Consider the following 26112-nt stretch of genomic DNA (forward strand, 5'->3'; position numbering starts at 1 on the left):
TTCCTGCTACAGTTTATTACGCTTCGTCACCGAACCAGCAAATATTACGGGCAGCCATAATCAGTGCTCCGGCTTTTTCGTCGGTCAACCCTTCGATATCAGCCAGATCATCAATGCCCTGTTCGGCGAGATCTTCCAGCGTACAAACGCCACGGGCGGCCAGTTTGAATGCCAAATCACGATCTATCCCTTCAAGGTTCAGCAGATCGTCAGCCGGTTTGTTATCACCGAGGCTTTCTTCCTGGGCCTGTGCAATGGTGGCCAGTGCATTTTTAGCACGCTCACGCAGTGCTTCAACGGTCGGCTCATCAAGGCCTTCGATTTCCAACAGCTCTTTCATCGGCACATAGGCCAGTTCTTCCAACGTTGAGAAACCTTCTTCTACCAGGACAGTCGCGAAGTCTTCGTCAATGTCGAGATAACGGGTAAAGGTGTCAATCGCTGCATGCGCTTCCGCCTGATGCTTAGCCTGCAGGTCGTCAACGGTCATCACGTTGAGTTCCCAACCGCTGAGCTGCGAAGCCAGACGCACGTTCTGACCGTTACGGCCAATCGCCTGCGCCAGGTTACCGGCTTCAACGGCGATATCCATGGTGTGTTTATCTTCATCCACCACGATAGAAGCAACGTCTGCCGGTGCCATCGCATTAATCACGAACTGCGCCGGGTTATCATCCCACAGGACGATATCGATACGCTCGCCGCCCAGTTCAGTAGAAACCGCCTGAACACGCGCGCCACGCATACCTACGCAAGCACCTACCGGATCGATACGTTTATCGTTGGTTTTCACCGCGATTTTCGCACGAGAACCCGGGTCGCGAGCCGCTGCTTTAATTTCAATCACTTCTTCGCCGATTTCTGGCACTTCAATGCGGAACAGTTCGATCAGCATTTCCGGCTTGGAACGGGTAACGAACAGTTGCGCGCCACGCGCTTCCGGGCGAACGGAATAAAGCACGCCACGAACGCGGTCGCCAGGGCGGAAGTTTTCACGCGGCAGCATATCTTCGCGCAGGATCACGGCTTCAGCGTTGTTGCCCAGATCCAGAGAGATGTTGTCGCGGTTTACTTTTTTCACCACGCCGGTGATGATTTCACCTTCGTGTTCACGGAACTGATCAACCACCATCGCACGTTCGGCTTCACGCACTTTCTGCACGATAACCTGTTTTGCCGTCTGGGTGGTGATACGGTCAAAGGTAACAGACTCAATCTGATCTTCAACGTAATCGCCCAGGTTCAGGCTTTCATCTTCATAACGTGCGGCTTCAAGGGTGATTTCCTTGGTCGGCTGGGTGACTTCATCAACAACTAACCAGCGACGGAAGGTGTCAAAATCACCGCTTTTGCGATCGATCTGTACGCGGACGTCGATCTCTTGTTCATATTTTTTCTTTGTTGCTGTCGCCAGCGCGCTTTCCAATGCTTCGAAAATCTTCTCGCGAGGTAGCGCCTTTTCATTGGATACGGCTTCAACTACAGCCAAAATTTCTTTGTTCATCGCGGGCTTTTCACCTCATCCAGACTATTAAAAGTGGGGAACCAGGTTCGCCTTCTGGATATTACTCAGCGCGAACACTTCATCTTTACCTTCGACGGTAACTGTGATCATTTCACCGTCTACCGCTTTGATAACGCCCTGCCATTTACGACGGTTTTGTACCGCCATACGGAGAACCAGAGTCACCTCTTCTCCGACAAAACGGGCGTAGTGTTCAGCCGTGAACAGTGGGCGATCGAGACCCGGTGAGGAGACTTCCAGGTTATAAGCAACGGTGATGGGATCTTCAACATCCAGCACAGCACTTACCTGGTGGCTCACATCAGCACAATCATCAACATTGATGCCATCTTCACTATCAATATAGATGCGCAGTGTGGATGTGCGACCGCGAATAAACTCGATGCCAACCAGCTCAAAACCCAGGGCCTCAACTGGCGCAGTAATCATCTCTGTTAATTTTTGCTCTAATGTGGACAAGCCCACCCCCAAGACATAAAAAAAGGGCCTAAAGCCCAGTTATTCTGTAGTCAGATAACAAAAAACCCCGATAAATCGGGGCTTTATATAACTGAACCCTATAACCGCAACTGCGGTCTGGAGCACTTTCCAGAAGGATTTTTTCAAATCCCACTACGAAGGCCGAAGTCTTCACAGTATATTTGAAAAAGAACTCTAAGGGAAAGTGGTTGCGGGGGCCGGATTTGAACCGACGACCTTCGGGTTATGAGCCCGACGAGCTACCAGGCTGCTCCACCCCGCGCCTGAAACGTGGCAAATTCTACTCGTTTTGGGTAAAAAATGCAAATACTGCTGGGATTTGGTGTACCGAGACGGGACGTAAAATCTGCGGGCATTATAGTGATCCACGCCACATTTTGTCAACATTTATTGCTAATCACATGAATGAATATCCAGTTCACTTTCATTTGTTGAATACTTTTGTCTTCTCCTGCTCTCCCTTAAGTGCATTATTTTACAAAAAACACACTAAACTCTTCCTGTCTCCGATAAAAGATGATTAAATGAAAACTCATTTATTTTGCATAAAAATTCAGTCAGAGCGGAAATCCAGGCTCATCATCAGTTAATTAAGCAGGGTGTTATTTTATGACGACGATTCTCAAGCATCTCCCGGTAGGTCAACGTATTGGTATCGCTTTTTCTGGCGGTCTGGACACCAGTGCCGCACTGCTGTGGATGCGAAAAAAGGGAGCGGTTCCTTATGCATATACTGCAAACCTGGGCCAGCCAGACGAAGAGGATTACGATGCGATCCCTCGTCGTGCCATGGAATACGGCGCGGAGAACGCACGTCTGATCGACTGCCGCAAACAACTGGTGGCTGAAGGTATTGCCGCTATTCAATGTGGCGCATTTCATAACACCACCGGCGGCCTGACCTATTTCAACACGACGCCGCTGGGCCGCGCCGTGACCGGCACCATGCTGGTTGCTGCCATGAAAGAAGATGGCGTGAATATCTGGGGTGACGGCAGCACCTATAAAGGAAACGACATCGAACGTTTCTATCGTTACGGTCTGCTGACCAATGCTGAACTGCAGATTTACAAACCGTGGCTTGATACTGACTTTATTGATGAACTGGGCGGCCGTCATGAAATGTCTGAATTCATGATTGCCTGCGGTTTCGACTACAAAATGTCTGTCGAAAAAGCCTACTCCACGGACTCCAACATGCTTGGTGCAACGCATGAAGCGAAGGATCTGGAATACCTCAACTCCAGCGTCAAAATCGTCAACCCGATTATGGGCGTGAAGTTCTGGGATGAGAGCGTGAAGATCCCGGCAGAAGAAGTCACAGTACGCTTTGAGCAAGGTCATCCAGTGGCGCTGAACGGTAAAACCTTTAGCGACGACGTAGAAATGATGCTGGAAGCTAACCGCATCGGCGGTCGTCACGGCCTGGGCATGAGCGACCAGATTGAAAACCGTATCATCGAAGCGAAAAGCCGTGGTATTTACGAGGCTCCGGGGATGGCACTGCTACATATCGCTTATGAACGTCTGTTGACCGGTATTCACAACGAAGACACCATTGAGCAGTATCATGCACATGGTCGTCAATTGGGCCGTCTGCTGTACCAGGGGCGTTGGTTTGACTCCCAGGCGCTGATGCTGCGTGACTCTCTGCAACGCTGGGTTGCCAGCCAGATCACTGGTGAAGTGACGCTGGAACTGCGTCGCGGGAACGATTATTCAATCCTGAATACCGTCTCTGACAACCTGACCTATAAAGCAGAGCGTTTGACCATGGAGAAAGGCGACTCTATGTTTACGGCTGAAGATCGTATTGGTCAACTGACCATGCGTAACCTGGATATTACCGATACCCGCGAGAAGCTGTTCGGTTATGCCAAAACTGGACTGCTCTCCTCCTCCGCCTCTTCGGGCGTGCCGCAGGTGGAGAATCTGGAAAATAAAGGCCAGTAATATCAGAGCTTTCGTGCTAAAGGCCGCCGATGCGGCCTTTTTTACGACCAATAAAATCTGATTGCGCATAACGATTTAGATGTCTGTTCCAGCAAAGCTGGGCAATATCATGAGTTCATTAATATCGCTTGTCGCATGCAAACTGAAGCTAAACGCACTATTGTGCGCCGATTCGTTTTGACGTTCGAAAGACAACGGGACAACGGAAATTGATCAAGTTGATGACATTCAGGATGGATCAATAAAAATGAAAAAAGACGCTTTTCAGCGTCTCTTTTTTGGAATTTGGTACCGAGGACGGGACTTGAACCCGTAAGCCCTATTGGGCACTACCACCTCAAGGTAGCGTGTCTACCAATTCCACCACCTCGGCACGGATACTACTTTTTAGTTCGGGATATCGCTGGTCGGCTTAGCCGGAGCAGTTGGCTGAGTTTGTTCGGTTTTCGCCGGCGCACTCAAGTTTTCCCATTCGCTACCTTTATTGGTCTTGTTGCTGTTGATGTTACCCAGCACCAGACTGATGATGAAGAACAACGTTGCCAGCACAGCCGTCATACGGGTCATGAAGTTGCCAGAACCACTTGAACCAAACAGCGTAGCGGAAGCGCCTGCTCCGAAGGAGGCTCCCATATCAGCGCCTTTACCTTGCTGCAGCATGATCAGACCTACAAGGCCAATTGCTACAATAAGGAAAACTACTAAAAGAGCTTCGTACATAATCAACCTGTTCCTTGCGGAGTTGCCGCGTACCAATGCTTCAACCAATAAAGCGGGAGTTTTTAATCTTTCCCACTGAAGCGGGTGTGAATACTAACCAAAGCGAATGACCTTCGCAAGGGCAATTTTATCGCATTGTATCAACTGCGGAAAAAAACAGCAAAACCGATGTGCTTAAGAAGAACAAAGGCGACAATCGCCGCCTTTTTAGCCAGTTAGCTATCGAATCAAACTGCTTTTACCGCGTCAGCGATGCGATGCGCAAATTCGGTTACCTGCGCTTCGTCTTCACCTTCTACCATCACGCGAATTAACGGCTCGGTGCCAGATTTACGCAGCAACACGCGTCCACGGTTGCCCAGCGCAGCTTCAACCTCTGCGGTCACGGCTTTAACTGACTCATGCTCAAGCGGATCGCCGCTACCTGCGGTGTAACGCACATTAACCAGAATCTGCGGGAACATTTTCATGCCGCTGCAAAGGTCGTGCAGGCTCATATGGTTACGCGCCATCGCCGCCAGCACCTGCAAACCAGCAACGATGCCGTCACCGGTAGTGGTTTTATCCAGCAGGATCACATGGCCGGAGTTCTCGGCACCGATGCGCCAGCCTTTCTCCTGCATTTTTTCCAGTACGTAGCGGTCGCCCACTTTCGCACGAGCAAATGGAATACCTAACTGTTTCAGCGCCAGTTCCAGCCCCATGTTGCTCATCAATGTACCCACAGCACCACCACGCAGCTGGCCCTGACGAAGACCTTCACGCGCGATGATATACATGATCTGATCGCCATCGACTTTATTGCCTTCATGGTCAACCATAATCACGCGGTCGCCGTCACCGTCAAAGGCGATACCGAGATCTGCTTTTTCAGCCAGTACGCGCGCCTGTAACGCACGAACATCAGTTGCGCCCACTTCGGCATTGATGTTTACGCCGTTCGGCTCACAACCGATAGCGATAACATTCGCTCCCAGCTCGCGCAGCACGTTCGGCGCAATGTGATAAGTCGCGCCGTTGGCGCAATCCACCACAATTTTCAGTTCGCTCAAACTAAGTTCATTCGGGAACGTGGCTTTACAAAATTCGATATAGCGACCCGCTGCGTCAACGATACGGCTGGCTTTACCCAGTTCTGCCGAATCAACGCAGCTGATCTCTTTTTCCATTTCCGCTTCGATGGCCTCTTCTACCGCATCCGGTAGTTTGGTGCCGTCGATGGAGAAGAATTTAATGCCATTATCGTAGAATGGGTTATGTGATGCAGAAATTACAATCCCAGCTTCTGCGCGGAAGGTACGTGTCAGATAAGCCACGGCCGGTGTTGGCATCGGGCCAGTGAAGAGTGCGGAAAGACCGGCAGCCGCCAGACCCGCCTCCAGCGCCGACTCCAGCATATAGCCAGAAATACGCGTGTCTTTACCAATAATGATCTTACGGGAGCCGTGGCGCGCCAGCACTTTACCCGCAGCCCACCCCAGCTTAAGCACAAAATCAGGCGTGATCGGCGCATCCCCAACACGACCACGAATCCCATCGGTACCGAAATATTTACGATTACTCATAGCGTTTGTTTTCCTTTGCAGACAGAGTGGCTTCCACCACTCGCATCGCTTCTACGGTTTCTTTGACGTCATGAACACGAATAATGTGCGCGCCTTGCATTGCGGCAATGACCGCACAGGCCAGACTACCGCTCAGGCGCTCGGACGGCCCCACGTTCAACAGCTGTCCAATCATCGATTTTCGTGACATACCCACCAACAGCGGCAGGTTGAAATGATGAAATTCAGCCAGACGCGCCAGTAATGCATAGTTGTGATGGAGATTTTTACCGAAACCGAATCCGGGGTCGAGCAACAATTTCTCTTTTGCGATACCAGCCTGTTCGCAGCGTGCTATTTGCTCAACAAAGTAGCGATTTACCTCGGCAAAGACATCGTCATACTTCGGTGCTTCCTGCATGGTCTTTGGGTTTCCCTGCATATGCATCAGGCAAACTGGCAAACCAGTTTCAGCGGCAGCTTCCAGGGCGCCAGGTTCGGAAAGGGAGCGAATATCATTAATGATGTGAGCGCCTGCTTTCGCTGACTCACGGATCACTTCTGGTTTGGATGTATCCACTGAGATCCAGACTTCAAAGCGTTGAGCAATTGCCTCAACCACAGGAATAACACGTTGCAACTCTTCTTCAACGCTCACTTCCGCAGCCCCTGGACGTGTGGACTCGCCGCCAACGTCAATGATCGTTGCGCCAGCATTGATCATCAGATTCGCATGTTTCACCGCATCAATCAGCGAATTATGCGTGCCGCCATCGGAGAAAGAATCAGGCGTGACGTTGAGGATCCCCATTACGTGAGGATGGCTAAGGTCCAGTGAAGAGCCCTGGGCAAAGAGTTTCATGGTGTTATCCCTGGTATGAATTGATAAGAAAAAACCCCGGAGCACGCCCCGGGGTTTTCGGTACAAATACAGTCATCTGATGCGGGAACTTACTTGTCGCCTAACTGCTCTGACATGGTGTTACCCGGGTTCGGCGTACGCGGTTCATCAACCGGACGAGGAGCCTTTGGACTACCATTGTCGCCAGAATTGTTAGAAGCGCCTGGTTCTTCCCAGCCCGCTGGCGGGCGTACATCGCGACGTGCCATCAGGTCGTCAATCTGCGGTGCATCGATGGTTTCATATTTCATGAGCGCATCTTTCATCGCATGCAGAATATCCAGGTTGTCGTTCAACAACTGACGCGCACGATTGTAGTTACGCTCAATCAGTAACTTCACTTCCTGGTCGATGATACGCGCAGTTTCATCGGACATATGTTTCGCTTTCGCCACGCTACGACCGAGGAACACTTCACCTTCTTCTTCCGCGTACAGCAGCGGACCAAGTTTTTCGGAGAAGCCCCACTGGGTCACCATGTTACGCGCCAGGTTGGTCGCAACTTTAATATCGTTGGACGCCCCGGTAGAAACATGTTCCGGCCCGTAGATGATCTCTTCTGCCAGACGACCACCGTACAGCGTAGAAATCTGGCTTTCCAGTTTCTGACGGCTGGCACTGATTGCGTCGCCTTCAGGCAGGAAGAAGGTCACACCCAACGCACGTCCGCGCGGGATAATCGTCACTTTGTGCACCGGATCGTGTTCCGGCACCAGGCGACCGATAATCGCATGGCCTGCTTCGTGGTATGCAGTCGATTCTTTCTGCGCTTCCGTCATCACCATGGAGCGACGTTCCGCACCCATCATGATTTTGTCTTTCGCTTTCTCGAACTCAACCATCGACACAACGCGTTTGTTGCCTCGAGCAGCGAACAGTGCCGCTTCGTTCACCAGGTTCGCCAGGTCAGCACCGGAGAAACCAGGAGTACCACGGGCAATGATTGCCGCATCAACATCTGGTGCCAACGGTACGCGACGCATGTGAACTTTCAGGATCTGCTCACGACCGCGAACATCTGGCAGACCAACCACAACCTGACGGTCGAAACGGCCAGGACGCAGCAGCGCTGGGTCGAGAACGTCCGGACGGTTAGTCGCGGCGATAACGATTATACCTTCGTTACCTTCGAAGCCATCCATCTCAACCAGCATCTGGTTCAGAGTCTGTTCACGTTCATCGTGACCACCGCCCAGACCTGCGCCACGTTGGCGGCCGACGGCGTCGATTTCATCGATAAAGATGATACACGGTGCCGCTTTCTTCGCCTGTTCGAACATGTCACGAACACGGGACGCACCCACACCGACGAACATTTCTACGAAGTCAGAACCGGAGATAGTAAAGAACGGAACTTTCGCTTCGCCTGCAATCGCTTTCGCCAACAGCGTTTTACCGGTACCCGGAGGACCGACCATCAGGACGCCTTTCGGGATCTTACCGCCGAGTTTCTGGAAGCGGCTTGGCTCGCGCAGATACTCAACCAGTTCAGCAACTTCTTCTTTTGCTTCGTCGCAGCCCGCAACGTCAGCAAAGGTCGTTTTGATCTGATCTTCCGTCAGCATGCGCGCTTTGCTCTTACCGAACGACATGGCACCTTTACCACCGCCGCCCTGCATTTGACGCATGAAGAAGATCCAGACACCAATCAGCAACAGCATCGGGAACCAAGAGATGAAGATAGAAGCCAGCAGGCTTGGCTCTTCAGGCGGTTCACCGACAACCTTGACGTTCTTGGTCAGCAGGTTATCCAGTAACTTCGGATCCTGAACCGGAATGTAAGTGGTATAACGGTTACTATCTTTCTTGGTAACGTTGATTTCACGTCCGTTGATACGCGCTTCACGAACCTGGTCGTTATTGACCTCTTGTAGGAAGGTAGAGTAATCCACCTTACGTCCATTAGACTCGCTGGGCCCAAAGCTCTGGAATACTGACATCAGCACAACGGCAATGACCAGCCAGAGTATTAGGTTTTTCGCCATGTCACTCAAGGGATTAACCTCTTATTACAACTGTGTTAAAAACAGCGTCAGGATACTCTATATCCAGCATCTTTCAAACTTTCGTCTGAAATCTCCCGGTTAGGGTTTACGCCCGGTCGCTACAATATACACTTCCCGCGAACGTGCACGAGAAGAGTCCGGCTTACGAACTTTGACCTTCGTAAACAGGGAGCGAATTTCCCTTAGATACTCATCGAAACCTTCGCCCTGGAACACCTTCACTACAAAACTGCCACCTGGCGCTAATACATCACGACACATTTCTAGCGCCAGTTCCACCAGATACATGGCACGGGGGATATCCACCGCCGGTGTTCCGCTCATGTTTGGTGCCATATCGGACATGACAACCTGGACTTTGCTGTCGCCTACGCGCTCCAGCAGTGCTTTCATCACCAGTTCATCACGAAAATCGCCCTGAAGAAAGTCCACACCAACGATAGGATCCATAGGTAAAAGATCGCAAGCGATGATACGGCCTTTGCCGCCAATTTGGGTGACCACATATTGTGACCAACCACCTGGCGCAGCACCAAGGTCGACAACCGTCATTCCCGGTTTAAAGAGTTTGTCACTTTGCTGTATTTCATCAAGTTTAAACCAGGCACGGGAACGTAACCCCTTTTTCTGTGCCTGTTGAACATATTTATCGCTAAAGTGTTCCTGAAGCCAGCGACTGGAGCTGGCAGAACGCTTCTTACCTGTCATTTAACTTTCCCATTGGGATAACTCATCGTAACCAATTGCGTAAATTTTTACGCGCCTATTTGGCGATATATGGGAGATGGCGGTAGAATGACCCGTTTTCAATCCCAACGTAAGCAAAAAAATACGATGAATCTGAGTACTAAACAAAAACAGCACCTGAAAGGTCTGGCACATCCGCTCAAGCCAGTTGTTCTGCTTGGCAGTAATGGTTTGACCGAAGGGGTGCTGGCCGAGATTGAACAAGCGTTAGAGCACCATGAACTCATCAAGGTGAAAATCGCCACTGAAGATCGCGAAACTAAAACCTTGATCGTGGAAGCTATCGTGCGCGAAACCGGCGCCTGTAATGTACAGGTCATCGGTAAAACGCTGGTGCTTTATCGTCCAACTAAAGAACGTAAAATCTCGCTGCCACGCTAAGATTATCCTAAAGTTACACACATTTGCTGTGTAAAACGAGGGATTTTCCGCAAGCAGGAGAGCAAAATGCCACGCTCTGTTCGTTGATAAAAGGCCGCATAGCGGCCTTTTTCCTTTCTTTACAATACATCAACATTTTGAGTATTGGGTAATTCTTACAGGTATTCCACCTTAATTACTTCAAATTCTACATCGCCGCCCGGCGTTTTGATGACCACTACATCATCTTCTTCTTTGCCAATCAGTCCACGAGCGATAGGCGAGTTAACAGAAATCAGGTTCTGTTTAAAGTCAGCTTCGTCATCGCCTACGATGCGATAGGTCTGTTCTTCATCAGAATCCAGATTCAAAACCGTCACGGTAGCGCCAAAAATCACGCGACCATTGTTTGGCATTTTGGTGACATCAATTACCTGCGCGTTCGACAGCTTGGCTTCGATATCTTTGATACGGCCTTCGCAAAAACCCTGCTGTTCACGAGCTGCGTGGTATTCGGCGTTTTCTTTCAGGTCGCCATGCTCACGCGCTTCCGCGATAGCAGCAATGATTTCAGGACGGCGCACAGATTTCAGAAAATCCAGCTCTTCGCGTAATTTTTCAGCGCCGCGTAAGGTCATCGGAATAGCTTGCATTTGTTATACCTCTTGAATATTCCTGATGGGGAGAGTCTCCACTCGCCCCGGCTGTTCGGCATGCCCGGCACAACTCCTCGTCGGGGCCAGAAGCAAAAAAATACCGACCCGGGAACAGGTCCCAGGCCAGCAATAATTCACATTTTGATAGTCATTTTACCCTGAAGTTCCCGAAGGGTCATCGTTTACTTTATAGGGCGTTGCGCCGTAGTATGACGGCTCGATTCCAGGTTGTTAGCGCGAGATTATGCGATTTTCCAGATTTATCATCGGATTGACCAGCTGTATAGCGTTCAGTGTTCAGGCCGCAAATGTTGATGAGTACATTACTCAACTCCCCGCTGGCGCCAACCTTGCCCTGATGGTGCAAAAAGTCGGCGCGTCTGCCCCCGCTATTGATTACCATAGTCAGCAAATGGCGCTGCCCGCCAGTACGCAGAAGGTGATCACTGCGCTGGCGGCGTTGATTCAACTTGGCCCCGATTTTCGTTTTACCACGACGCTTGAAACCAAAGGCAATGTGGAGAACGGCGTACTCAAGGGTGACTTAGTGGCGCGATTTGGTGCCGATCCGACGCTAAAACGTCAGGATATTCGTAATATGGTGGCGACCCTGAAAAAATCAGGCGTCTCCCAAATCGATGGCAATGTGTTCATAGACACGTCCATTTTTGCCAGTCACGATAAAGCCCCCGGCTGGCCCTGGAACGATATGACACAATGCTTTAGCGCCCCGCCTGCCGCCGCCATTGTTGACCGCAATTGCTTTTCCGTCTCGCTCTACAGTGCCCAAAAACCCGGTGATATGGCCTTTGTTCGCGTGGCCTCTTATTACCCTGTAACTATGTTCAGCCAGGTACGCACTCTCCCCCGTGGTTCAGCCGAAGCGCAATATTGCGAGCTGGATGTGGTGCCAGGCGACCTTAACCGCTTTACGTTAACCGGATGCCTGCCACAACGTTCTGAGCCGCTCCCGTTGGCTTTTGCCGTACAGGATGGCGCCAGCTACGCCGGAGCGATTCTGAAAGATGAGTTAAAACAGGCAGGCATTACCTATTCCGGCACGCTACTGCGACAAACGCAGGTTAACGACCCAGGAACGGTGGTTGCCAGTAAACAGTCGGCCCCTTTGCACGATCTGCTTAAGATTATGCTGAAAAAGTCCGACAACATGATCGCCGATACCGTCTTTCGCATGATTGGTCATGCGCGCTTTAATGTCCCTGGGACATGGCGGGCCGGGTCGGACGCCGTGCGTCAGATCCTGCGTAAGCAGGCGGGTGTGGATATTGGCAACACGATTATTGCAGATGGTTCAGGGCTTTCACGGCATAACCTGATTGCACCAGCCACCATGATGCAGGTGCTGCAATACATTGCCCAACACGACAATGAGCTTAACTTTATCTCAATGCTACCTTTGGCAGGCTACGATGGTTCGTTGCAGTACCGTGCAGGTCTGCATCAAGCGGGAGTAGATGGTAAAGTTTCAGCGAAAACAGGTTCGTTGCAGGGCGTGTATAACCTGGCAGGATTCATCACCACAGCAAGTGGGCAACGAATGGCGTTCGTACAATATCTTTCTGGTTACGCAGTTGAACCCGCGGATCAGCGTAATCGCCGTATTCCGTTGGTACGTTTTGAAAGCCGTTTGTATAAAGATATTTACCAGAACAATTAGTCAAAAAGAAACCCCGGCACATGGCCGGGGTTTCAGATTATTGACAAAGCGCGCTTTGCTTATGTCGGATGCGCCGTGAACGCCTTACCTACCCTACAAAATCGTGCAAATTCAATATATTGCAATCATCTTGTAGGCCTGATAATTGTAGCGCATCAGGCTTATTTGGCATTGGTCATCAGTGATTAACGCTTGTAAATGAACTCAACGCCTTCTTCGTCGTCTTCGTCCCAGTCGTCATCCCAGTCTTCATCATCCTCTTCAGCAATCTCTTCAAGCTGCTGACGGTGATAATCATCCCACATGAATTCGACTTTCTCAGGCTGTTTCGCTTCTTCTGCCTGCACGACCGGGTTTTCAATGATAAAGGTCATCACATCCCAGCAGAGATCTTTCACACCCAGTCCGCTCGCCGCAGAGATCAGATAATATTTATCTTCCCAGCCCAGCGCCTCAGCGATCGCTTTCGCTTTCTCTTCAGCTTCTGCTTTATCCAGCAGGTCGATCTTGTTGAAGACTAACCAGCGTGGTTTCGCCGCCAGATCCTGGCTGTATTTTTCCAGCTCGCTGATAATAATACGCGCATTTTCAACCGGATCGGTGCCGTCAATCGGATCGATATCGATAAGGTGCAACAGGACGCGGCAACGTTCCAGGTGCTTCAGGAAGCGAATGCCCAGACCTGCGCCTTCCGCAGCGCCTTCAATCAGTCCTGGAATATCAGCAACAACGAAACTCTTCTCGTTGTCCATACGTACCACGCCCAGGCTTGGTACGAGCGTAGTAAACGGATAGTCCGCTACTTTCGGTTTAGCCGCCGAGACAGCGCGGATAAATGTCGATTTACCGGCATTTGGCATCCCCAGCATACCGACATCAGCCAGCAGCATCAGCTCCAGCAGCAGCTCGCGCTTATCGCCCGGCGTACCGTTGGTTTTCTGCCGTGGTGTACGGTTAACGGACGATTTGAAACGGGTATTGCCCAGACCGTGCCAGCCGCCCTTGGCAACCAGCAGACGCTGACCGTGTTTGGTCATATCGCCCATGGTTTCACCGGTACCCTGGTCGATTACACGCGTACCTACCGGCACTTTAATCGTCACGTCTTTACCGCGCTTACCGGTACAATCGCGGCTTGCGCCGTTCTGACCGCGCTCTGCACGGAAAGATTTTTCAAAACGATAATCGATAAGCGTGTTCAGGTTCTCGTCGGCTTCCATCCATACGTCACCACCGTCACCGCCGTCGCCGCCATCCGGGCCGCCTTTCGGAATATATTTTTCGCGGCGGAAGCTCACGCAACCATTACCGCCATCACCTGCAACGACCAGAATCGATGCTTCATCAACAAACTTCATTTTATTCTCCGTAAATCATTCGCCTGCGCGGGGTTGCGATACCACCGTTGTATGCTTACGTAATCCGCCCCAAATACGATGACCAATGGCGGAATACATCGCGCCCGCAACCACGACAAACGCACCGAGATAACCTAAAAGGTTTAACATCGGTCTGGCGAAGAAATCGGGCCAGGCCAGTGATAAAAGATCTGAAAAAAACAGCGTAAACAGTGGGGTGAGCGTGATGATCGCACTCACCTGCGCTGCCTGCCAGCGAGCCATCGCTTCCGCCAGGGCGCCATATCCTACCAAGGTATTCAGTCCGCAAAAAATTAAACATGCGAGCTGCCAGTGGCTAAGCTGCGCTATCACCCCTGGCTTTGCCAGAGGGAAGAGCGCAATTGTACATAAAGTGTACAGTAAAAACAGGATCTGCGGTGAGGCCAGCCGACGCAATAAAACCTTTTGCGCCACGCCATAACTCACCCAGACCGTTGCTGCACCGACCCCAAAGATAACTCCCCAGGTATAATCGGTGAGCTTTGTAAATATCTCGACCAGACTGGTATTAAAAAACATCACCAGGCCGCTCAGGAGCATCAATGCCCCTACAACCTGAGTGCTGCGCATTTTCTCTTTCAGGATAAATACGCTGGCAACCATCATGCCAACCGGCGAGAGTTGCCCAATCACCTGCGAAGCGGTCGGGCTCAGGTATTGCAAGGATGAACTGAACAGGATGAAGTTCCCAAACAGCCCAGCGGTCGCCACTGCCAACAAAATCAACCAGCGTGGCTTACGAAACACGCGTAATGGCGGCAACCTCTTCTTCACCGCAAGAATGGCACCAAGACTAATACTCGCCATCAAGAAACGGTAAAACACGATTGTCGGAGGCTCCATCACCTCCAGCACCTGCTTCATTGCGATTGGCAACGCCCCCCAGCAAATTGCTGTGGTGAGCGCCAAAAGAATGCCAATGCCTGCCTGCTGCTTCATACCGTATTCCCTGCAAAGCGCATTTGCGGATTAACGCCACACCATGCGCATTTTACCGGTTATCGAATGTAAAAAGCCCCGCAACGTGTTGCGGGGCTTTCATCCGTTACCGGGACGCGAAAAACTTATTCAGCTTCGATGCTGATAAATTTACGGTTTTTCGGGCCTTTAACTTCGAATTTCACTTTACCGTCTGCTTTAGCAAACAGAGTGTGGTCACGACCGCAACCTACGTTAGCGCCAGCGTGGAATTTGGTACCACGTTGACGAACGATGATGCTACCCGCCAGAACGGATTCGCCACCGAAACGCTTAACGCCCAGGCGTTTAGCTTCTGAATCGCGACCGTTACGTGTGGAGCCGCCAGCCTTTTTATGTGCCATTTGAAATCTCTCCTCAGGTCTTAGGCGCTGATGCCAGTAATTTTCACATCAGTGAACCACTGACGATGGCCCTGCTGCTTACGATAGTGTTTACGACGGCGAAACTTAACGATTTTAACTTTCTCGCCACGACCGTGAGCAACAACTTCAGCTTTGATTACGCCGCCATCAACGAAAGGAACGCCGATTTTGACTTCTTCACCGTTTGCGATCATCAGCACTTCAGCGAACTCAACAGTTTCGCCAGTTGCGATGTCCAGCTTTTCCAGGCGAACGGTCTGACCTTCGCTTACTCGGTGTTGTTTACCACCACTTTGGAAAACCGCGTACATATAAAACTCCGCTTCCGCGCACACCTTTTAATGATTCAGAGTGCGCTATAAATATTCACAATAGGGCGCGAATATTACGCAAAACGCACGCCTTTGACAAGTGCTACAGTCAATACACGAAGAAAAAAAACACAACTTGTACGGTAACGTTTATCTGTGCCATTTTTTCAGTACAATCACTCTATATTCCTAACCATAAACCCTAAGTTGCCTCTGTTCACAGTAAGGTAATCGGGGCGAAAAGCCCGGCTTTTGCGATGAATTTAGAAAAAATCAATGAGTTAACCGCGCAAGATATGGCGGGTGTTAATGCAGCAATTCTCGAGCAGCTTAATTCCGACGTCCAACTGATCAATCAGTTAGGCTATTACATCGTCAGCGGCGGCGGTAAACGTATTCGTCCGATGATTGCTGTACTGGCTGCACGAGCTGTTGGCTATGAGGGGAATGCACATGTCACCATTGCGGCCCTAATTGAGTTTATCCACACGGCGACCCTGCTACACGACGACGTTGTGGATGAATCAGATATGCGCCGAGGTAAAGCTACCGCCAACGCCGCCTTTGGTAACGCTGCCAGCGTGCTGGTAGGCGATTTTATTTATACCCGTGCGTTCCAGATGATGACCAGCCTCGGTTCGCTCAAAGTGCTGGAAGTGATGTCAGAGGCCGTAAACGTCATCGCGGAAGGTGAAGTTCTGCAACTGATGAACGTTAACGACCCGGACATCACCGAAGAGAACTACATGCGTGTTATTTACAGCAAAACCGCACGTCTGTTCGAGGCTGCTGCTCAGTGTTCCGGTATTCTGGCAGGCTGTACGCCGGAAGAGGAAAAAGGTCTGCAGGATTATGGGCGCTATCTCGGCACTGCTTTCCAGCTGATCGACGATCTACTTGATTACAATGCCGATGGCGAACAGTTGGGTAAAAACGTCGGTGATGATCTGAACGAAGGAAAACCAACGCTGCCGCTGCTGCATGCGATGCATCATGGCACACCAGAACAGGCACAGATGATCCGTACCGCCATCGAACAAGGGAACGGTCGACATCTTCTGGAACCGGTTCTGGAAGCAATGAACGCTTGCGGCTCTCTGGAATGGACGCGTCAGCGTGCGGAAGAAGAAGCAGACAAAGCTATTGCTGCATTGCAAGTGTTGCCGGATACCCCGTGGCGAGAGGCGTTAATCGGCCTCGCACACATCGCTGTTCAACGCGATCGTTAATCCCTTCCTGTTATCCCGCGCACCGCGCGGGATAGTTCCAATAAACTCCCATAAATCCTCAATCAATCGCAAAACTGTCTGAAATACAGATGGCTCATCTTGATATATTCTGAATATTCACACTCTTTACAGGAACTTTTTAGAGCAATGCGTCATCAGGAGTATAGTGATTCCTGGCAGAACACATGTTCTGAATGAAAGCGACCAACTTAAGGAGTGAGGAAAGATGGAGAATAATTTCATTGACTGGCATCCCGCCGATATCATTGCGGGTTTGCGGAAAAGAGGAACGTCAATGGCGGCGGAATCTCGCAGAAATGGTTTGAGTTCCTCGACATTGGCGAATGCATTATCGCGTCCCTGGCCGAAAGGAGAGATGATTATTGCGAAAGCATTAGGAACTGATCCCTGGGTTATCTGGCCATCACGCTATCATGACCCGCTGACCCATGAGTTTATCGACAGATCGCAGTTGATGCGCAGCTACACCAAACCGCAAAAATGAGTAGCCTGGCGGTAGCCCCGCGAACGGGGCTGCCAGCTATCAGACGATTACTCGCCTTTCACACGCTCAATGTTAGCACCAAGCGCGCGAAGTTTGTCTTCAATGCGCTCGTAGCCACGATCGATGTGATAAATACGATCAACAACCGTAGTACCTTCTGCAATGCAGCCAGCCAGCACCAGACTTGCTGAAGCACGCAGATCGGTTGCCATTACTTGTGCGCCGGAAAGTTTTTCAACACCGTGACAAATAACGGTATTGCTTTCAATTTCGGCATGCGCGCCCATACGGCTTAGCTCAGGTACGTGCATAAAGCGGTTTTCAAAGACCGTTTCGGTGATAAATCCGGTTCCTTCTGCCACCAGGTTCAGCAGCGTGAACTGGGCCTGCATATCGGTCGGGAACGCCGGATGCGGCGCAGTACGTACGTTAACGGCCTTCGGACGTTTGCCGTGCATATCCAGGCTAATCCAGTCTTCACCCACTTCAATGTCCGCCCCGGCGTCACGCAGTTTCGCCAGCACAGCGTCAAGGGTATCTGGCTGGGCGTTACGGCAGACGATTTTGCCGCGAGAGATCGCCGCAGCAACCAGGAAAGTACCGGTTTCAATTCGATCCGGCAGGACGCGGTAAACGCCGCCACCTAAACGTTCCACCCCTTCGATGACAATACGATCGGTACCCTGGCCGCTAATTTTCGCGCCCAGCGTAACCAGGAAGTTCGCGGTATCGACGATTTCCGGTTCACGCGCCGCGTTTTCAATAATTGTGGTGCCTTCCGCCAGGGTTGCAGCACACATAATGGTCACGGTTGCACCAACACTGACTTTATCCATCACGATGTGTGCGCCTTTCAGACGGCCATCGACGGAAGCTTTAACGTAACCTTCTTCCAGTTTGATGGTCGCGCCTAATTGCTCAAGGCCGGAAATATGTAAATCAACCGGACGAGCACCAATCGTACAACCACCAGGCAAAGAAACCTGCCCCTGACCAAAACGAGCCACCAGCGGCCCAAGCGCCCAGATAGAGGCACGCATGGTTTTAACCAGATCGTAAGGCGCGCAGAAGACATTAACGTCACGGGCATCGATATGCACAGAACCATTACGTTCTACTTTGGCGCCAAGCTGGCTAAGCAGCTTCATTGATGTATCGACGTCTTTCAGTTTCGGGACATTCTGGATCTCCACCGGATCTTCCGCCAGCAGTGCAGCGAAAAGGATAGGCAGAGCAGCATTTTTAGCGCCGGAAATTGTGACTTCGCCCTGGAGCTTCGTTGGCCCCTGAACACGAAATTTATCCATTTAGTATGTTCTCAGTTAACAATTCATATCCGCTACCGGCGTATCGCCCATAGCTCAAAAGCCGTTCAGTTTGCGATCACGCGCCCACTCCGCAGGGGTATACGCTTTGATCGACACAGCATGAATGCGGTTATCCGCAATATATTCCATCAGCGGACCGTAAACTGTCTGCTGTTTTTTAACCCGGCTCATGCCATCAAACATCTCACCCACGGCAATAACCTGAAAGTGGCTGCCATCGCCGGAAACGTGGACTTCCTGGAGGGAAAGAGCGTTCATCAGCACGCTCTGAATTTCATTATTTTCCATGGGATCTTCATTCATCAGTTAATAAACCAGCGAAACATCTTAGAGCAAAGTTGCGCTGTCATAAATAAGCAAAAAGCCTTGCTGATTAATCAGACAAGGCTCGACTTACTGGTAGGTTTGCCGGACTGGCGGGTAACGCCTTATCCAGCCTGAAAAAAATTAACGAGGCAGGACATCAGACGGCAAATTATACAATTTTGCCAGGGTATACACCTTGTCGTTTACCCCCTGAAGCGTCACGCTGTTGCCTTGCTTTTTCGCCAGATCGATCAGATGGAGCAGCAACGCCAGTCCCCCCGTATCAACGCGGGACACGCGACTAAGATCGATGCAGGTAATCCCCCTCACCGCTTCGTCACGCATTTCCCACAGCGGCAGCAGAACGTCCTGATCCAGCTCTCCGGTTAATACCAGGGTGTCACCCGTCTGCATCCAGCTCAGTGACTCGCTCATTATTTTTTCTCTTCCAGGGTGATTTTCTGTTGAGAAATAGACTTCAGTTGTGCGGTCAGACCATCGATGCCTTTCGTGCGCAGTAAAGTCCCCCACTCATTTTGTTTCGTGGTGATCATGCTGACGCCTTCGGCAATCATGTCATAAGCCTGCCACTTGCCAGTCTGAGAGTTTTTACGCCACTGGAAATCGAGACGTACCGGCGGACGGCCATTCGGGTCAATAATGGTGACGCGGATAGGCACAATGGTTTTATCACCCAACGGCTGTTCTGGCGCAATCTGATAGGTCTGACCGTGATACATCGCCAGCGCCTGACCGTAAGCCTGCTTCAGATACTCATGGAAAGCGGCAAAGTAGGCTTCACGCTGGGCTGGGGTCGCGCTTTTGTAGTACTGACCCAGTACCAGCGCACCGGCGTATTTTATCTGTACGTACGGAAGCAGTTCCTGATCGACGATGGTACGCAGGTAATCCGGATTAGCCCGAATTTGCGATTGTTCATTCTTCAGGCGATCGAACGTTTTCTGTGCCGCCTCGTCCATCAGCTTATACGGATTGGTCTGATCTGCCGCGGTTGCCGCACTCAGCGGTGCAATCATTAGCAAAGCGACCATCATTAAACGTTTAAACATGCGTCGGTTCTCCTGAAATTATTTCGTTGTACCCACAGGTTCAGTGGTTTCATTATTACCTGGCGCAGCAGCTGGCGCATCGCCACTATTCTTATTGTCATCGCCTTTACTACCGTAAAGGAACTGACCAATGAGATCTTCCAGCACCATCGCAGACTTGGTGTCCTGAATTGTATCGCCATCCTTCAGGATAGCAGTCCCCAGTTCCGGGTCTTCAAAACCGACGTTTAATGCCAGATATTGTTCCCCAAGCAAACCGGAAGTACGAATGCTCAACGAACTGGTATCAGGAATGTGGTTATAACGTTGTTCAATTTCCAGCGTCACGCGCGGTAGATAGGTTTTTGGGTCCAGCGTAATATCTGCAACCCGGCCTACGACAACACCACCAATACTGACCGGAGAGCGCGCTTTCAGGCCGCCGATATTATCGAACGTCGCATAAAGCGTGTAGGTCGGTTCAGTTCGCATTGACGTCACGTTTGCCGCCTTCAGGCAAACAAACAGCGCCGCCAGCAGTGCTGCTAATAAAAAGATACCCACCCAAATTTCATTTTTTTTCGTTTGCATGAACTCAATTCCCAAACATCAATGCGGTCAGCACAAAATCCAGCCCCAGAACGGCCAGAGACGAGTGGACAACGGTACGAGTGGTTGCCCGGCTAATCCCGGCAGAGGTCGGGATGGCGTCATAACCGTTAAACAGCGAAATCCACGTCACCGTAATAGCGAACACCACGCTCTTAATCAGACAGTTGACCAGATCCATACGCCAGTCGACGGCGTTTTGCATTGCCGACCAGAAGAACCCACTATCAATGCCTTTCCAACTGACGCCAACCAGCGATCCGCCCCAGATCCCCACGGCGACGAAAATTATCGTCAGCAGCGGTAGTGAAATCACCCCAGCCCAGAAACGTGGGGAAATGACGCGGCGCAGTGGATCCACAGCCATCATCTCCATGCTGGAGAGCTGCTCTGTGGCACGCATCAAACCGATTTCCGCAGTTAACGCCGAACCGGCACGTCCGGCAAACAGCAGTGCTGCGACCACCGGCCCCAGTTCGCGCAGCAGCGACAAGGCCACCAGCATCCCCAGACTGGTTTCCGCACTATAAGTGGTCAGCACCAGATAACCTTGCAGACCCAGCACCATTCCGATGAACACGCCAGAAACCACAATAATCAGCATCGACAGGACGCCGACATTATAGAGCTGACGCACCAACAGCGGCGCATGTTTGCGAAATTCCGGTTTGCCGACCAGCGCATTGAATAACATTAACCCGGCCCGCCCGAACGTTCTCAGGGTTTTAATCCCTTTATGTCCGAGCGACGCCAGCGCATTTAACAGCATGAGTGGCTTAACTCCCTGGTAAAAGATCAGCGTGATAATCGCCGGCAGGATAGCGGAACGGAACTGGTCCGTCAGCAATCCCGTCCAGAAACTGACGTACGCGAGGATCAGGATTCGCCTGCAACGCCTGGGCGCTACCGTGAGCGACAATCTTTTTGTCTGCCAGGATCCAGGCGTGATCCGCAATACTTAAGACTTCCGGCACATCGTGAGAAACCACCACACAGGTTACGCCCAGCGCGCTGTTCAGCTCGGAAATCAGCTTCACCAGGACGCCCATAGTGATGGGATCTTGCCCAACAAACGGCTCATCAAACATGATGAGATCCGGCTCCAGCGCAATTGCACGCGCCAGCGCCGCACGACGCGCCATCCCGCCTGAAAGCTCCGAGGGCATAAGTTTAGCCGCTCCGCGCAGCCCCACGGCTTCCAGCTTCATCATCACCGTGCTATGCAGCAACGCCGCGGGAAGGTGGGTATGCTCGCGCAGTGGATAGGCGACATTGTCAAAAACGTTCATATCGGTGAACAGCGCTCCGGACTGAAACAACATGCTCATCCGTTTACGCACGGTATACAGGCGCGAACGAGACATCGCCGGAATATTCTCACCATCAAAAAGGATCTCGCCGTGATCTGGCGCGATTTGCCCACCAATCAGACGGAGTAGCGTCGTTTTACCGATGCCTGATGGCCCCATAATCGCCGTGATCTTCCCTCGCGGCACGGTCAGGGAAATATTATCGAAGATGCAGCGATTGCCACGCGTAAAACTGACATCGCGCATATCGACTAAATTCGCCACAGACTGCTCCATAATTCACCCTTTGTCTTGCGTTGATTTTCTAAGCATGACGCTCAATTTAACCTTGAACCCAACATATTTACAGAATATTACCCGCCGCGGTTAGCGAAAGCTGGCATTTGTTTTACTTTTTAGCCGCATAAAGTCAAAATTAAGAATTCATTACGGCTTTCTGAAAATCTTCAGCGGACCGGCGAGTATACCTGAAGAAAGGACGTTAGATGCTTTTAGCTACGGCACTGTTAATTGTTGGTTTACTTTTGGTCGTTTACAGTGCCGACCGTCTGGTATTTGCCGCCTCTATTCTTTGCCGCACTTTTGGCATCCCACCGCTGATCATCGGCATGACGGTGGTCAGTATTGGTACGTCACTTCCAGAAATAATCGTTTCGCTTGCCGCGTCGCTGCATGAACAACGAGATTTAGCCGTCGGCACAGCACTCGGCTCAAACATTATCAATATCTTGCTGATCCTCGGTCTGGCTGCGCTGGTGCGCCCTTTTACCGTCCATTCCGATGTTCTGCGCCGTGAATTACCATTAATGTTATTAGTCAGTGTGGTGGCCGGTTCCGTACTCTATGACGGACAACTTGGTCGCAGCGATGGTATCTTTCTCCTCTTTCTGGCTGTGCTATGGCTGCTGTTCATTGTTAAACTTGCACGTCAGGCCGAACGTCAGGGGACTGACAGCCTGACCAGAGAACAGCTTGCAGAGCTACCGCGCGAAGGCGGTTTACCTGTCGCGTTTTTATGGCTCGGCATTGCATTGATTATCATGCCGGTAGCAACGCGGATGGTGATTGATAACGCCACCGTACTGGCGAATTACTTTGCCATCAGCGAGTTGACTATTGGTCTGACGGCAATCGCTATCGGCACTAGTCTGCCGGAACTGGCAACCGCGATAGCAGGTTTTCGCAAAGGTGAAAACGACATTGCTGTCGGTAATATCATTGGCGCAAACATTTTTAATATTGTCATCGTGCTGGGTTTACCCGCGCTGATAACGCCCGGGGAGGTTAACCCACTGGCGTACAGCCGTGACTGCAGCGTGATGCTGTTGGTCAGTATTATTTTTGCGTTGCTATGCTGGCGACGCTCCCGGCAATCTGGCCGTGGCATTGGGGTATTATTAACAGGCGGATTTGTCGTATGGCTGGCGATGTTGTACTGGTTATCGCCAATACTCGTTGAATAACTGGAAACGCATTATGTCGCACGTAGAGTTGCAACCGGGTTTTGACTTTCAGCAAGCAGGTAAAGAAGTCCTGGCGATTGAACGTGAATGCCTGGCAGAGCTTGATCAATACATCAATCAGAATTTCACGCTCGCCTGTGAAAAGATGTTCTGGTGTAAAGGTAAAGTCGTGGTCATGGGAATGGGTAAATCGGGACACATTGGGCGCAAAATGGCAGCAACCTTTGCCAGCACCGGTACTCCGTCATTTTTCGTCCATCCCGGTGAGGCCGCACATGGCGATTTAGGCATGGTCACCCCGCAGGACGTGGTCATCGCGATTTCTAACTCAGGTGAATCCAGCGAAATCACGGCCTTAATCCCGGTACTCAAACGCCTGCATGTACCGTTAATTTGCATCACCGGTCGTCCGGAGAGCAGCATGGCACGCGCAGCAGACGTGCATCTGTGTGTTAAAGTAGCAAAAGAAGCTTGTCCGTTAGGGCTGGCGCCAACCAGCAGTACTACCGCGACGCTGGTCATGGGAGATGCGCTCGCCGTCGCCTTGTTGAAAGCGCGCGGCTTTACCGCCGAAGATTTTGCACTTTCGCATCCAGGCGGCGCACTTGGTCGTAAACTTCTGCTTCGCGTCAGCGATATTATGCATACGGGCGACGAGATCCCGCATGTCAAGAAAACGGCCAGCCTGCGCGATGCACTGCTGGAAGTCACCCGCAAAAATCTTGGTATGACCGTCATTTGCGATGACAATATGATGATTGAAGGCATCTTTACCGACGGTGATTTACGCCGTGTCTTCGATATGGGCGTGGATGTCCGTCAGTTAGGTATTGCCGATGTGATGACGCCGGGGGGAATTCGTGTACGTCCTGGCATTCTGGCCGTTGAGGCGCTGAACTTAATGCAGTCCCGCCATATCACTTCCGTAATGGTTGCCGATGGCGACCATTTACTCGGTGTGTTACATATGCACGATTTATTGCGTGCTGGCGTAGTGTAAAGATTCAAGGATAAACAACAATGAGTAAAGCAGGTGCGTCGCTTGCGACCTGTTACGGCCCTGTTAGCGCCGATGTGATGGCAAAAGCAGAGAACATTCGTCTGCTGATCCTCGACGTTGATGGCGTATTGTCAGATGGTCTGATTTATATGGGTAACAATGGCGAAGAGCTGAAAGCGTTCAATGTTCGTGACGGTTACGGTATCCGCTGTGCGCTCACCTCTGATATTGAAGTCGCCATCATTACTGGACGAAAGGCTAAACTGGTAGAAGATCGGTGTGCAACGTTAGGGATCACCCATCTGTATCAGGGGCAATCAAACAAGCTTATCGCCTTTGGCGATCTGCTGGAAAAACTGGCGATTGCGCCAGAAAACGTGGCTTACGTTGGTGATGATCTTATCGACTGGCCAGTGATGGAAAAAGTGGGCTTAAGCGTGGCCGTAGCCGATGCGCATCCGCTATTGATTCCGCGCGCTGATTACGTGACGCGCATTGCTGGCGGTCGTGGCGCGGTTCGTGAAGTTTGCGACTTATTACTTCTGGCGCAGGGCAAACTGGATGAAGCCAAAGGGCAATCGATATGAGTAAAGCCAGACGTTGGGTTATCATTGTGCTATCACTGGCGGTTCTGGTGATGATCGGCGTTAACATGACCGAGAAAGACGATACCGCCCAGGTGGTCGTCAACAACAATGATCCCACCTATAAAAGCGAGCATACGGACACGCTCGTCTATAACCCAGAAGGAGCCCTAAGCTATCGATTGATTGCTCAACACGTTGAATATTATTCCGATCAGGCCGTTTCGTGGTTTACGCAACCCGTACTTACCACGTTTGATAAGGATAAAATCCCGACATGGTCGGTTAAAGCAGATAAAGCCAAGCTAACCAATGACCGGATGCTCTATTTATATGGACACGTTGAAGTCAACGCACTCGTGCCAGACTCTCAACTTCGCAGAATCACGACGGATAACGCGCAGATCAATCTGGTGACGCAGGATGTTACCTCTGAAGACCTCGTCACGTTATACGGAACAACATTTAACTCCAGCGGTCTGAAAATGCGCGGCAACTTACGCAGCAAGAATGCCGAGCTGATTGAAAAGGTTAGAACATCCTATGAAATTCAAAACAAACAAACTCAGCCTTAATCTTGTGCTTGCCAGCTCACTTCTGGCCGCCAGCATTCCGGCATTTGCCGTTACCGGAGATACTGACCAACCGATCCACATTGAGTCGGACCAGCAATCTCTTGATATGCAAGGCAACGTGGTTACCTTTACCGGTAATGTCGTCGTGACTCAAGGCACCATTAAAATTAATGCAGATAAAGTGGTCGTCACCCGTCCGGGTGGCGAGCAGGGCAAAGAAGTGATCGATGGCTACGGTAAGCCAGCGACGTTCTATCAGATGCAGGACAACGGTAAACCTGTCGAAGGTCACGCTTCCCAGATGCATTACGAACTGGCGAAAGATTTTGTCATCCTGACCGGTAATGCTTATCTGCAGCAGGTCGATAGCAACATTAAGGGCGATAAGATCACTTACCTGGTGAAAGAGCAGAAAATGCAGGCTTTCAGTGACAAAGGTAAGCGTGTGACCACCGTTCTGGTGCCGTCACAGTTGCAGGACAAAAACAACAAAGGCCAGACCCCGGCGCAGAAGAAGGGTAATTAATTCG

At 51.0% G+C, this 26112-nt stretch carries 29 protein-coding genes and 2 tRNA genes; 10 read left to right on the forward strand and 21 right to left on the reverse strand.

Annotated features, from left to right (window positions below; genetic code table 11):
* Positions 1–16: 16 nt before the first annotated feature.
* The 3 genes from nusA to FEM44_RS06885 all read right to left on the reverse strand — a co-directional run bounded on the left by nusA (position 17) and on the right by FEM44_RS06885 (position 2267).
* A complete protein-coding gene (nusA, locus tag FEM44_RS06875; protein ID WP_130204598.1) occupies positions 17–1504 on the reverse strand; it encodes a transcription termination factor NusA in 1488 nt (495 codons plus the stop codon).
* A 27-nt stretch (positions 1505–1531) separates the two neighbouring features.
* Positions 1532–1984 (reverse strand): ribosome maturation factor RimP, encoded by a 453-nt coding sequence (rimP, locus tag FEM44_RS06880; RefSeq protein ID WP_001300397.1) that lies wholly within the window; start codon positions 1982–1984, stop codon positions 1532–1534.
* A 206-nt stretch (positions 1985–2190) separates the two neighbouring features.
* Positions 2191–2267 (reverse strand) — tRNA-Met (locus tag FEM44_RS06885).
* A gap of 347 nt (positions 2268–2614) precedes the next feature.
* On the opposite strand from FEM44_RS06885, the gene argG reads away from it, so the two are divergent.
* Positions 2615–3958 (forward strand): argininosuccinate synthase, encoded by a 1344-nt coding sequence (gene argG / locus FEM44_RS06890; RefSeq protein ID WP_130219211.1) that lies wholly within the window; start codon positions 2615–2617, stop codon positions 3956–3958.
* Between the two features lie 286 nt (positions 3959–4244).
* Here the strand turns inward: argG and FEM44_RS06895 are convergent.
* The 6 genes from FEM44_RS06895 to rlmE all read right to left on the reverse strand — a co-directional run bounded on the left by FEM44_RS06895 (position 4245) and on the right by rlmE (position 9837).
* Positions 4245–4331 (reverse strand) — tRNA-Leu (locus tag FEM44_RS06895).
* Between the two features lie 14 nt (positions 4332–4345).
* Positions 4346–4678, reverse strand: coding sequence for a preprotein translocase subunit SecG (gene secG, locus FEM44_RS06900; protein WP_135523929.1), 333 nt, complete (start codon positions 4676–4678; stop codon positions 4346–4348).
* Between the two features lie 227 nt (positions 4679–4905).
* Complete coding sequence (gene glmM / locus FEM44_RS06905) at positions 4906–6243, reverse strand: phosphoglucosamine mutase (RefSeq protein ID WP_000071134.1); 1338 nt, start codon at positions 6241–6243, stop codon at positions 4906–4908.
* Complete coding sequence (folP, locus tag FEM44_RS06910; RefSeq protein ID WP_131160910.1) at positions 6236–7084, reverse strand: dihydropteroate synthase; 849 nt, start codon at positions 7082–7084, stop codon at positions 6236–6238. Before folP ends, glmM begins: the two co-directional genes overlap by 8 nt.
* An 89-nt stretch (positions 7085–7173) precedes the next feature.
* Positions 7174–9108: an ATP-dependent zinc metalloprotease FtsH gene (ftsH, locus tag FEM44_RS06915; protein WP_135523928.1), complete on the reverse strand. Its 1935-nt coding sequence runs from the start codon at positions 9106–9108 to the stop codon at positions 7174–7176.
* A 99-nt stretch (positions 9109–9207) separates the two neighbouring features.
* Entirely contained in the window at positions 9208–9837 is a 630-nt protein-coding gene (gene rlmE / locus FEM44_RS06920) for a 23S rRNA (uridine(2552)-2'-O)-methyltransferase RlmE (RefSeq protein ID WP_000145975.1), read from the reverse strand.
* A 126-nt stretch (positions 9838–9963) separates the two neighbouring features.
* On the opposite strand from rlmE, the gene yhbY reads away from it, so the two are divergent.
* Positions 9964–10257: a ribosome assembly RNA-binding protein YhbY gene (gene yhbY / locus FEM44_RS06925; protein ID WP_001054420.1), complete on the forward strand. Its 294-nt coding sequence runs from the start codon at positions 9964–9966 to the stop codon at positions 10255–10257.
* A 155-nt stretch (positions 10258–10412) separates the two neighbouring features.
* Here the strand turns inward: yhbY and greA are convergent, their stop codons facing one another.
* Entirely contained in the window at positions 10413–10889 is a 477-nt protein-coding gene (gene greA / locus FEM44_RS06930) for a transcription elongation factor GreA (protein WP_064529530.1), read from the reverse strand.
* A 247-nt stretch (positions 10890–11136) separates the two neighbouring features.
* Here greA and dacB point away from each other — a divergent pair, with 247 nt between their 5' ends.
* Positions 11137–12570, forward strand: a complete 1434-nt coding sequence (gene dacB, locus FEM44_RS06935) for a serine-type D-Ala-D-Ala carboxypeptidase (RefSeq protein WP_130204590.1) — start codon at positions 11137–11139, stop codon at positions 12568–12570.
* 185 nt (positions 12571–12755) lie between these two features.
* On the opposite strand, the gene cgtA is transcribed toward dacB, so the two are convergent.
* From cgtA to rplU, 4 genes are all read right to left on the reverse strand, one after another.
* The gene (gene cgtA, locus FEM44_RS06940) at positions 12756–13928 is read right to left on the reverse strand and encodes an Obg family GTPase CgtA (protein ID WP_000673561.1); all 1173 of its coding nucleotides are present in this window, start codon (positions 13926–13928) and stop codon (positions 12756–12758) included.
* A gap of 15 nt (positions 13929–13943) precedes the next feature.
* Positions 13944–14909, reverse strand: coding sequence for a DMT family transporter (locus FEM44_RS06945; protein WP_135523927.1), 966 nt, complete (start codon positions 14907–14909; stop codon positions 13944–13946).
* 125 nt (positions 14910–15034) lie between these two features.
* Positions 15035–15292, reverse strand: coding sequence for a 50S ribosomal protein L27 (gene rpmA / locus FEM44_RS06950; RefSeq protein WP_000940595.1), 258 nt, complete (start codon positions 15290–15292; stop codon positions 15035–15037).
* A 20-nt stretch (positions 15293–15312) separates the two neighbouring features.
* Positions 15313–15624: a 50S ribosomal protein L21 gene (gene rplU / locus FEM44_RS06955; RefSeq protein ID WP_000271401.1), complete on the reverse strand. Its 312-nt coding sequence runs from the start codon at positions 15622–15624 to the stop codon at positions 15313–15315.
* A gap of 257 nt (positions 15625–15881) precedes the next feature.
* Here rplU and ispB point away from each other — a divergent pair, with 257 nt between their 5' ends.
* The gene (ispB, locus tag FEM44_RS06960; RefSeq protein ID WP_001047336.1) at positions 15882–16853 is read left to right on the forward strand and encodes an octaprenyl diphosphate synthase; all 972 of its coding nucleotides are present in this window, start codon (positions 15882–15884) and stop codon (positions 16851–16853) included.
* A gap of 226 nt (positions 16854–17079) precedes the next feature.
* Entirely contained in the window at positions 17080–17358 is a 279-nt protein-coding gene (gene sfsB / locus FEM44_RS06965; protein WP_064529526.1) for a DNA-binding transcriptional regulator SfsB, read from the forward strand.
* Between the two features lie 47 nt (positions 17359–17405).
* On the opposite strand, the gene murA is transcribed toward sfsB, so the two are convergent.
* The 7 genes from murA to mlaF form a co-directional block, all read right to left on the reverse strand.
* Positions 17406–18665, reverse strand: coding sequence for a UDP-N-acetylglucosamine 1-carboxyvinyltransferase (gene murA / locus FEM44_RS06970; protein WP_135489482.1), 1260 nt, complete (start codon positions 18663–18665; stop codon positions 17406–17408).
* Between the two features lie 54 nt (positions 18666–18719).
* On the reverse strand, positions 18720–18974 hold the full coding sequence (gene ibaG / locus FEM44_RS06975; protein ID WP_010379217.1) for a BolA family iron metabolism protein IbaG: 255 nt from the start codon (positions 18972–18974) through the stop codon (positions 18720–18722).
* Positions 18975–19133: 159 nt separating this feature from the next.
* Entirely contained in the window at positions 19134–19427 is a 294-nt protein-coding gene (gene mlaB / locus FEM44_RS06980; RefSeq protein WP_135523926.1) for a lipid asymmetry maintenance protein MlaB, read from the reverse strand.
* Positions 19427–20062, reverse strand: coding sequence for a phospholipid-binding protein MlaC (gene mlaC, locus FEM44_RS06985; RefSeq protein WP_130204580.1), 636 nt, complete (start codon positions 20060–20062; stop codon positions 19427–19429). Before mlaC ends, mlaB begins: the two co-directional genes overlap by 1 nt.
* An 18-nt stretch (positions 20063–20080) precedes the next feature.
* On the reverse strand, positions 20081–20632 hold the full coding sequence (mlaD, locus tag FEM44_RS06990) for an outer membrane lipid asymmetry maintenance protein MlaD (protein ID WP_032185236.1): 552 nt from the start codon (positions 20630–20632) through the stop codon (positions 20081–20083).
* A 4-nt stretch (positions 20633–20636) separates the two neighbouring features.
* Complete coding sequence (gene mlaE, locus FEM44_RS06995; protein ID WP_000925792.1) at positions 20637–21419, reverse strand: lipid asymmetry maintenance ABC transporter permease subunit MlaE; 783 nt, start codon at positions 21417–21419, stop codon at positions 20637–20639.
* Between the two features lie 7 nt (positions 21420–21426).
* A complete protein-coding gene (gene mlaF, locus FEM44_RS07000; RefSeq protein ID WP_135523924.1) occupies positions 21427–22236 on the reverse strand; it encodes a phospholipid ABC transporter ATP-binding protein MlaF in 810 nt (269 codons plus the stop codon).
* A 209-nt stretch (positions 22237–22445) separates the two neighbouring features.
* On the opposite strand from mlaF, the gene FEM44_RS07005 reads away from it, so the two are divergent.
* From FEM44_RS07005 to lptA, 5 genes are read left to right on the forward strand one after another with little or no spacing between them, the layout of a single operon-like run.
* Positions 22446–23423, forward strand: coding sequence for a calcium/sodium antiporter (locus FEM44_RS07005; protein WP_130219199.1), 978 nt, complete (start codon positions 22446–22448; stop codon positions 23421–23423).
* Positions 23424–23436: 13 nt separating this feature from the next.
* Complete coding sequence (gene kdsD, locus FEM44_RS07010) at positions 23437–24423, forward strand: arabinose-5-phosphate isomerase KdsD (RefSeq protein ID WP_130204572.1); 987 nt, start codon at positions 23437–23439, stop codon at positions 24421–24423.
* 20 nt (positions 24424–24443) lie between these two features.
* A complete protein-coding gene (kdsC, locus tag FEM44_RS07015) occupies positions 24444–25010 on the forward strand; it encodes a 3-deoxy-manno-octulosonate-8-phosphatase KdsC (RefSeq protein ID WP_064529519.1) in 567 nt (188 codons plus the stop codon).
* Positions 25007–25582 (forward strand): LPS export ABC transporter periplasmic protein LptC, encoded by a 576-nt coding sequence (gene lptC, locus FEM44_RS07020; RefSeq protein ID WP_064529518.1) that lies wholly within the window; start codon positions 25007–25009, stop codon positions 25580–25582. The genes kdsC and lptC overlap by 4 nt, the downstream gene beginning before the upstream one ends.
* Positions 25551–26108, forward strand: coding sequence for a lipopolysaccharide ABC transporter substrate-binding protein LptA (gene lptA / locus FEM44_RS07025; RefSeq protein WP_105281057.1), 558 nt, complete (start codon positions 25551–25553; stop codon positions 26106–26108). Before lptC ends, lptA begins: the two co-directional genes overlap by 32 nt.
* Positions 26109–26112 lie beyond the last annotated feature (4 nt).

The sequence above is a fragment of the Escherichia sp. E4742 genome (genome assembly GCF_005843885.1).
Classification (GTDB): Bacteria; Pseudomonadota; Gammaproteobacteria; order Enterobacterales; family Enterobacteriaceae; genus Escherichia.

Coding starts and splice junctions, on each gene's coding strand:
- nusA (WP_130204598.1), bottom strand. CDS start 1,504: ATGAACAAAGAAATTTTGGCTGTAGTTGAAGCCGTATCCAATGAAAAG.
- cgtA (WP_000673561.1), bottom strand. CDS start 13,928: ATGAAGTTTGTTGATGAAGCATCGATTCTGGTCGTTGCAGGTGATGGC.
- secG (WP_135523929.1), bottom strand. CDS start 4,678: ATGTACGAAGCTCTTTTAGTAGTTTTCCTTATTGTAGCAATTGGCCTT.
- lptA (WP_105281057.1), top strand. CDS start 25,551: ATGAAATTCAAAACAAACAAACTCAGCCTTAATCTTGTGCTTGCCAGC.
- ispB (WP_001047336.1), top strand. CDS start 15,882: ATGAATTTAGAAAAAATCAATGAGTTAACCGCGCAAGATATGGCGGGT.
- FEM44_RS07005 (WP_130219199.1), top strand. CDS start 22,446: ATGCTTTTAGCTACGGCACTGTTAATTGTTGGTTTACTTTTGGTCGTT.
- yhbY (WP_001054420.1), top strand. CDS start 9,964: ATGAATCTGAGTACTAAACAAAAACAGCACCTGAAAGGTCTGGCACAT.
- kdsC (WP_064529519.1), top strand. CDS start 24,444: ATGAGTAAAGCAGGTGCGTCGCTTGCGACCTGTTACGGCCCTGTTAGC.
- murA (WP_135489482.1), bottom strand. CDS start 18,665: ATGGATAAATTTCGTGTTCAGGGGCCAACGAAGCTCCAGGGCGAAGTC.
- rplU (WP_000271401.1), bottom strand. CDS start 15,624: ATGTACGCGGTTTTCCAAAGTGGTGGTAAACAACACCGAGTAAGCGAA.
- greA (WP_064529530.1), bottom strand. CDS start 10,889: ATGCAAGCTATTCCGATGACCTTACGCGGCGCTGAAAAATTACGCGAA.
- mlaC (WP_130204580.1), bottom strand. CDS start 20,062: ATGTTTAAACGTTTAATGATGGTCGCTTTGCTAATGATTGCACCGCTG.
- lptC (WP_064529518.1), top strand. CDS start 25,007: ATGAGTAAAGCCAGACGTTGGGTTATCATTGTGCTATCACTGGCGGTT.
- mlaB (WP_135523926.1), bottom strand. CDS start 19,427: ATGAGCGAGTCACTGAGCTGGATGCAGACGGGTGACACCCTGGTATTA.
- rlmE (WP_000145975.1), bottom strand. CDS start 9,837: ATGACAGGTAAGAAGCGTTCTGCCAGCTCCAGTCGCTGGCTTCAGGAA.
- mlaD (WP_032185236.1), bottom strand. CDS start 20,632: ATGCAAACGAAAAAAAATGAAATTTGGGTGGGTATCTTTTTATTAGCA.
- glmM (WP_000071134.1), bottom strand. CDS start 6,243: ATGAGTAATCGTAAATATTTCGGTACCGATGGGATTCGTGGTCGTGTT.
- mlaE (WP_000925792.1), bottom strand. CDS start 21,419: ATGCTGTTAAATGCGCTGGCGTCGCTCGGACATAAAGGGATTAAAACC.
- mlaF (WP_135523924.1), bottom strand. CDS start 22,236: ATGGAGCAGTCTGTGGCGAATTTAGTCGATATGCGCGATGTCAGTTTT.
- ibaG (WP_010379217.1), bottom strand. CDS start 18,974: ATGGAAAATAATGAAATTCAGAGCGTGCTGATGAACGCTCTTTCCCTC.
- FEM44_RS06945 (WP_135523927.1), bottom strand. CDS start 14,909: ATGAAGCAGCAGGCAGGCATTGGCATTCTTTTGGCGCTCACCACAGCA.
- folP (WP_131160910.1), bottom strand. CDS start 7,084: ATGAAACTCTTTGCCCAGGGCTCTTCACTGGACCTTAGCCATCCTCAC.
- ftsH (WP_135523928.1), bottom strand. CDS start 9,108: ATGGCGAAAAACCTAATACTCTGGCTGGTCATTGCCGTTGTGCTGATG.
- dacB (WP_130204590.1), top strand. CDS start 11,137: ATGCGATTTTCCAGATTTATCATCGGATTGACCAGCTGTATAGCGTTC.
- kdsD (WP_130204572.1), top strand. CDS start 23,437: ATGTCGCACGTAGAGTTGCAACCGGGTTTTGACTTTCAGCAAGCAGGT.
- argG (WP_130219211.1), top strand. CDS start 2,615: ATGACGACGATTCTCAAGCATCTCCCGGTAGGTCAACGTATTGGTATC.
- rpmA (WP_000940595.1), bottom strand. CDS start 15,292: ATGGCACATAAAAAGGCTGGCGGCTCCACACGTAACGGTCGCGATTCA.
- sfsB (WP_064529526.1), top strand. CDS start 17,080: ATGGAGAATAATTTCATTGACTGGCATCCCGCCGATATCATTGCGGGT.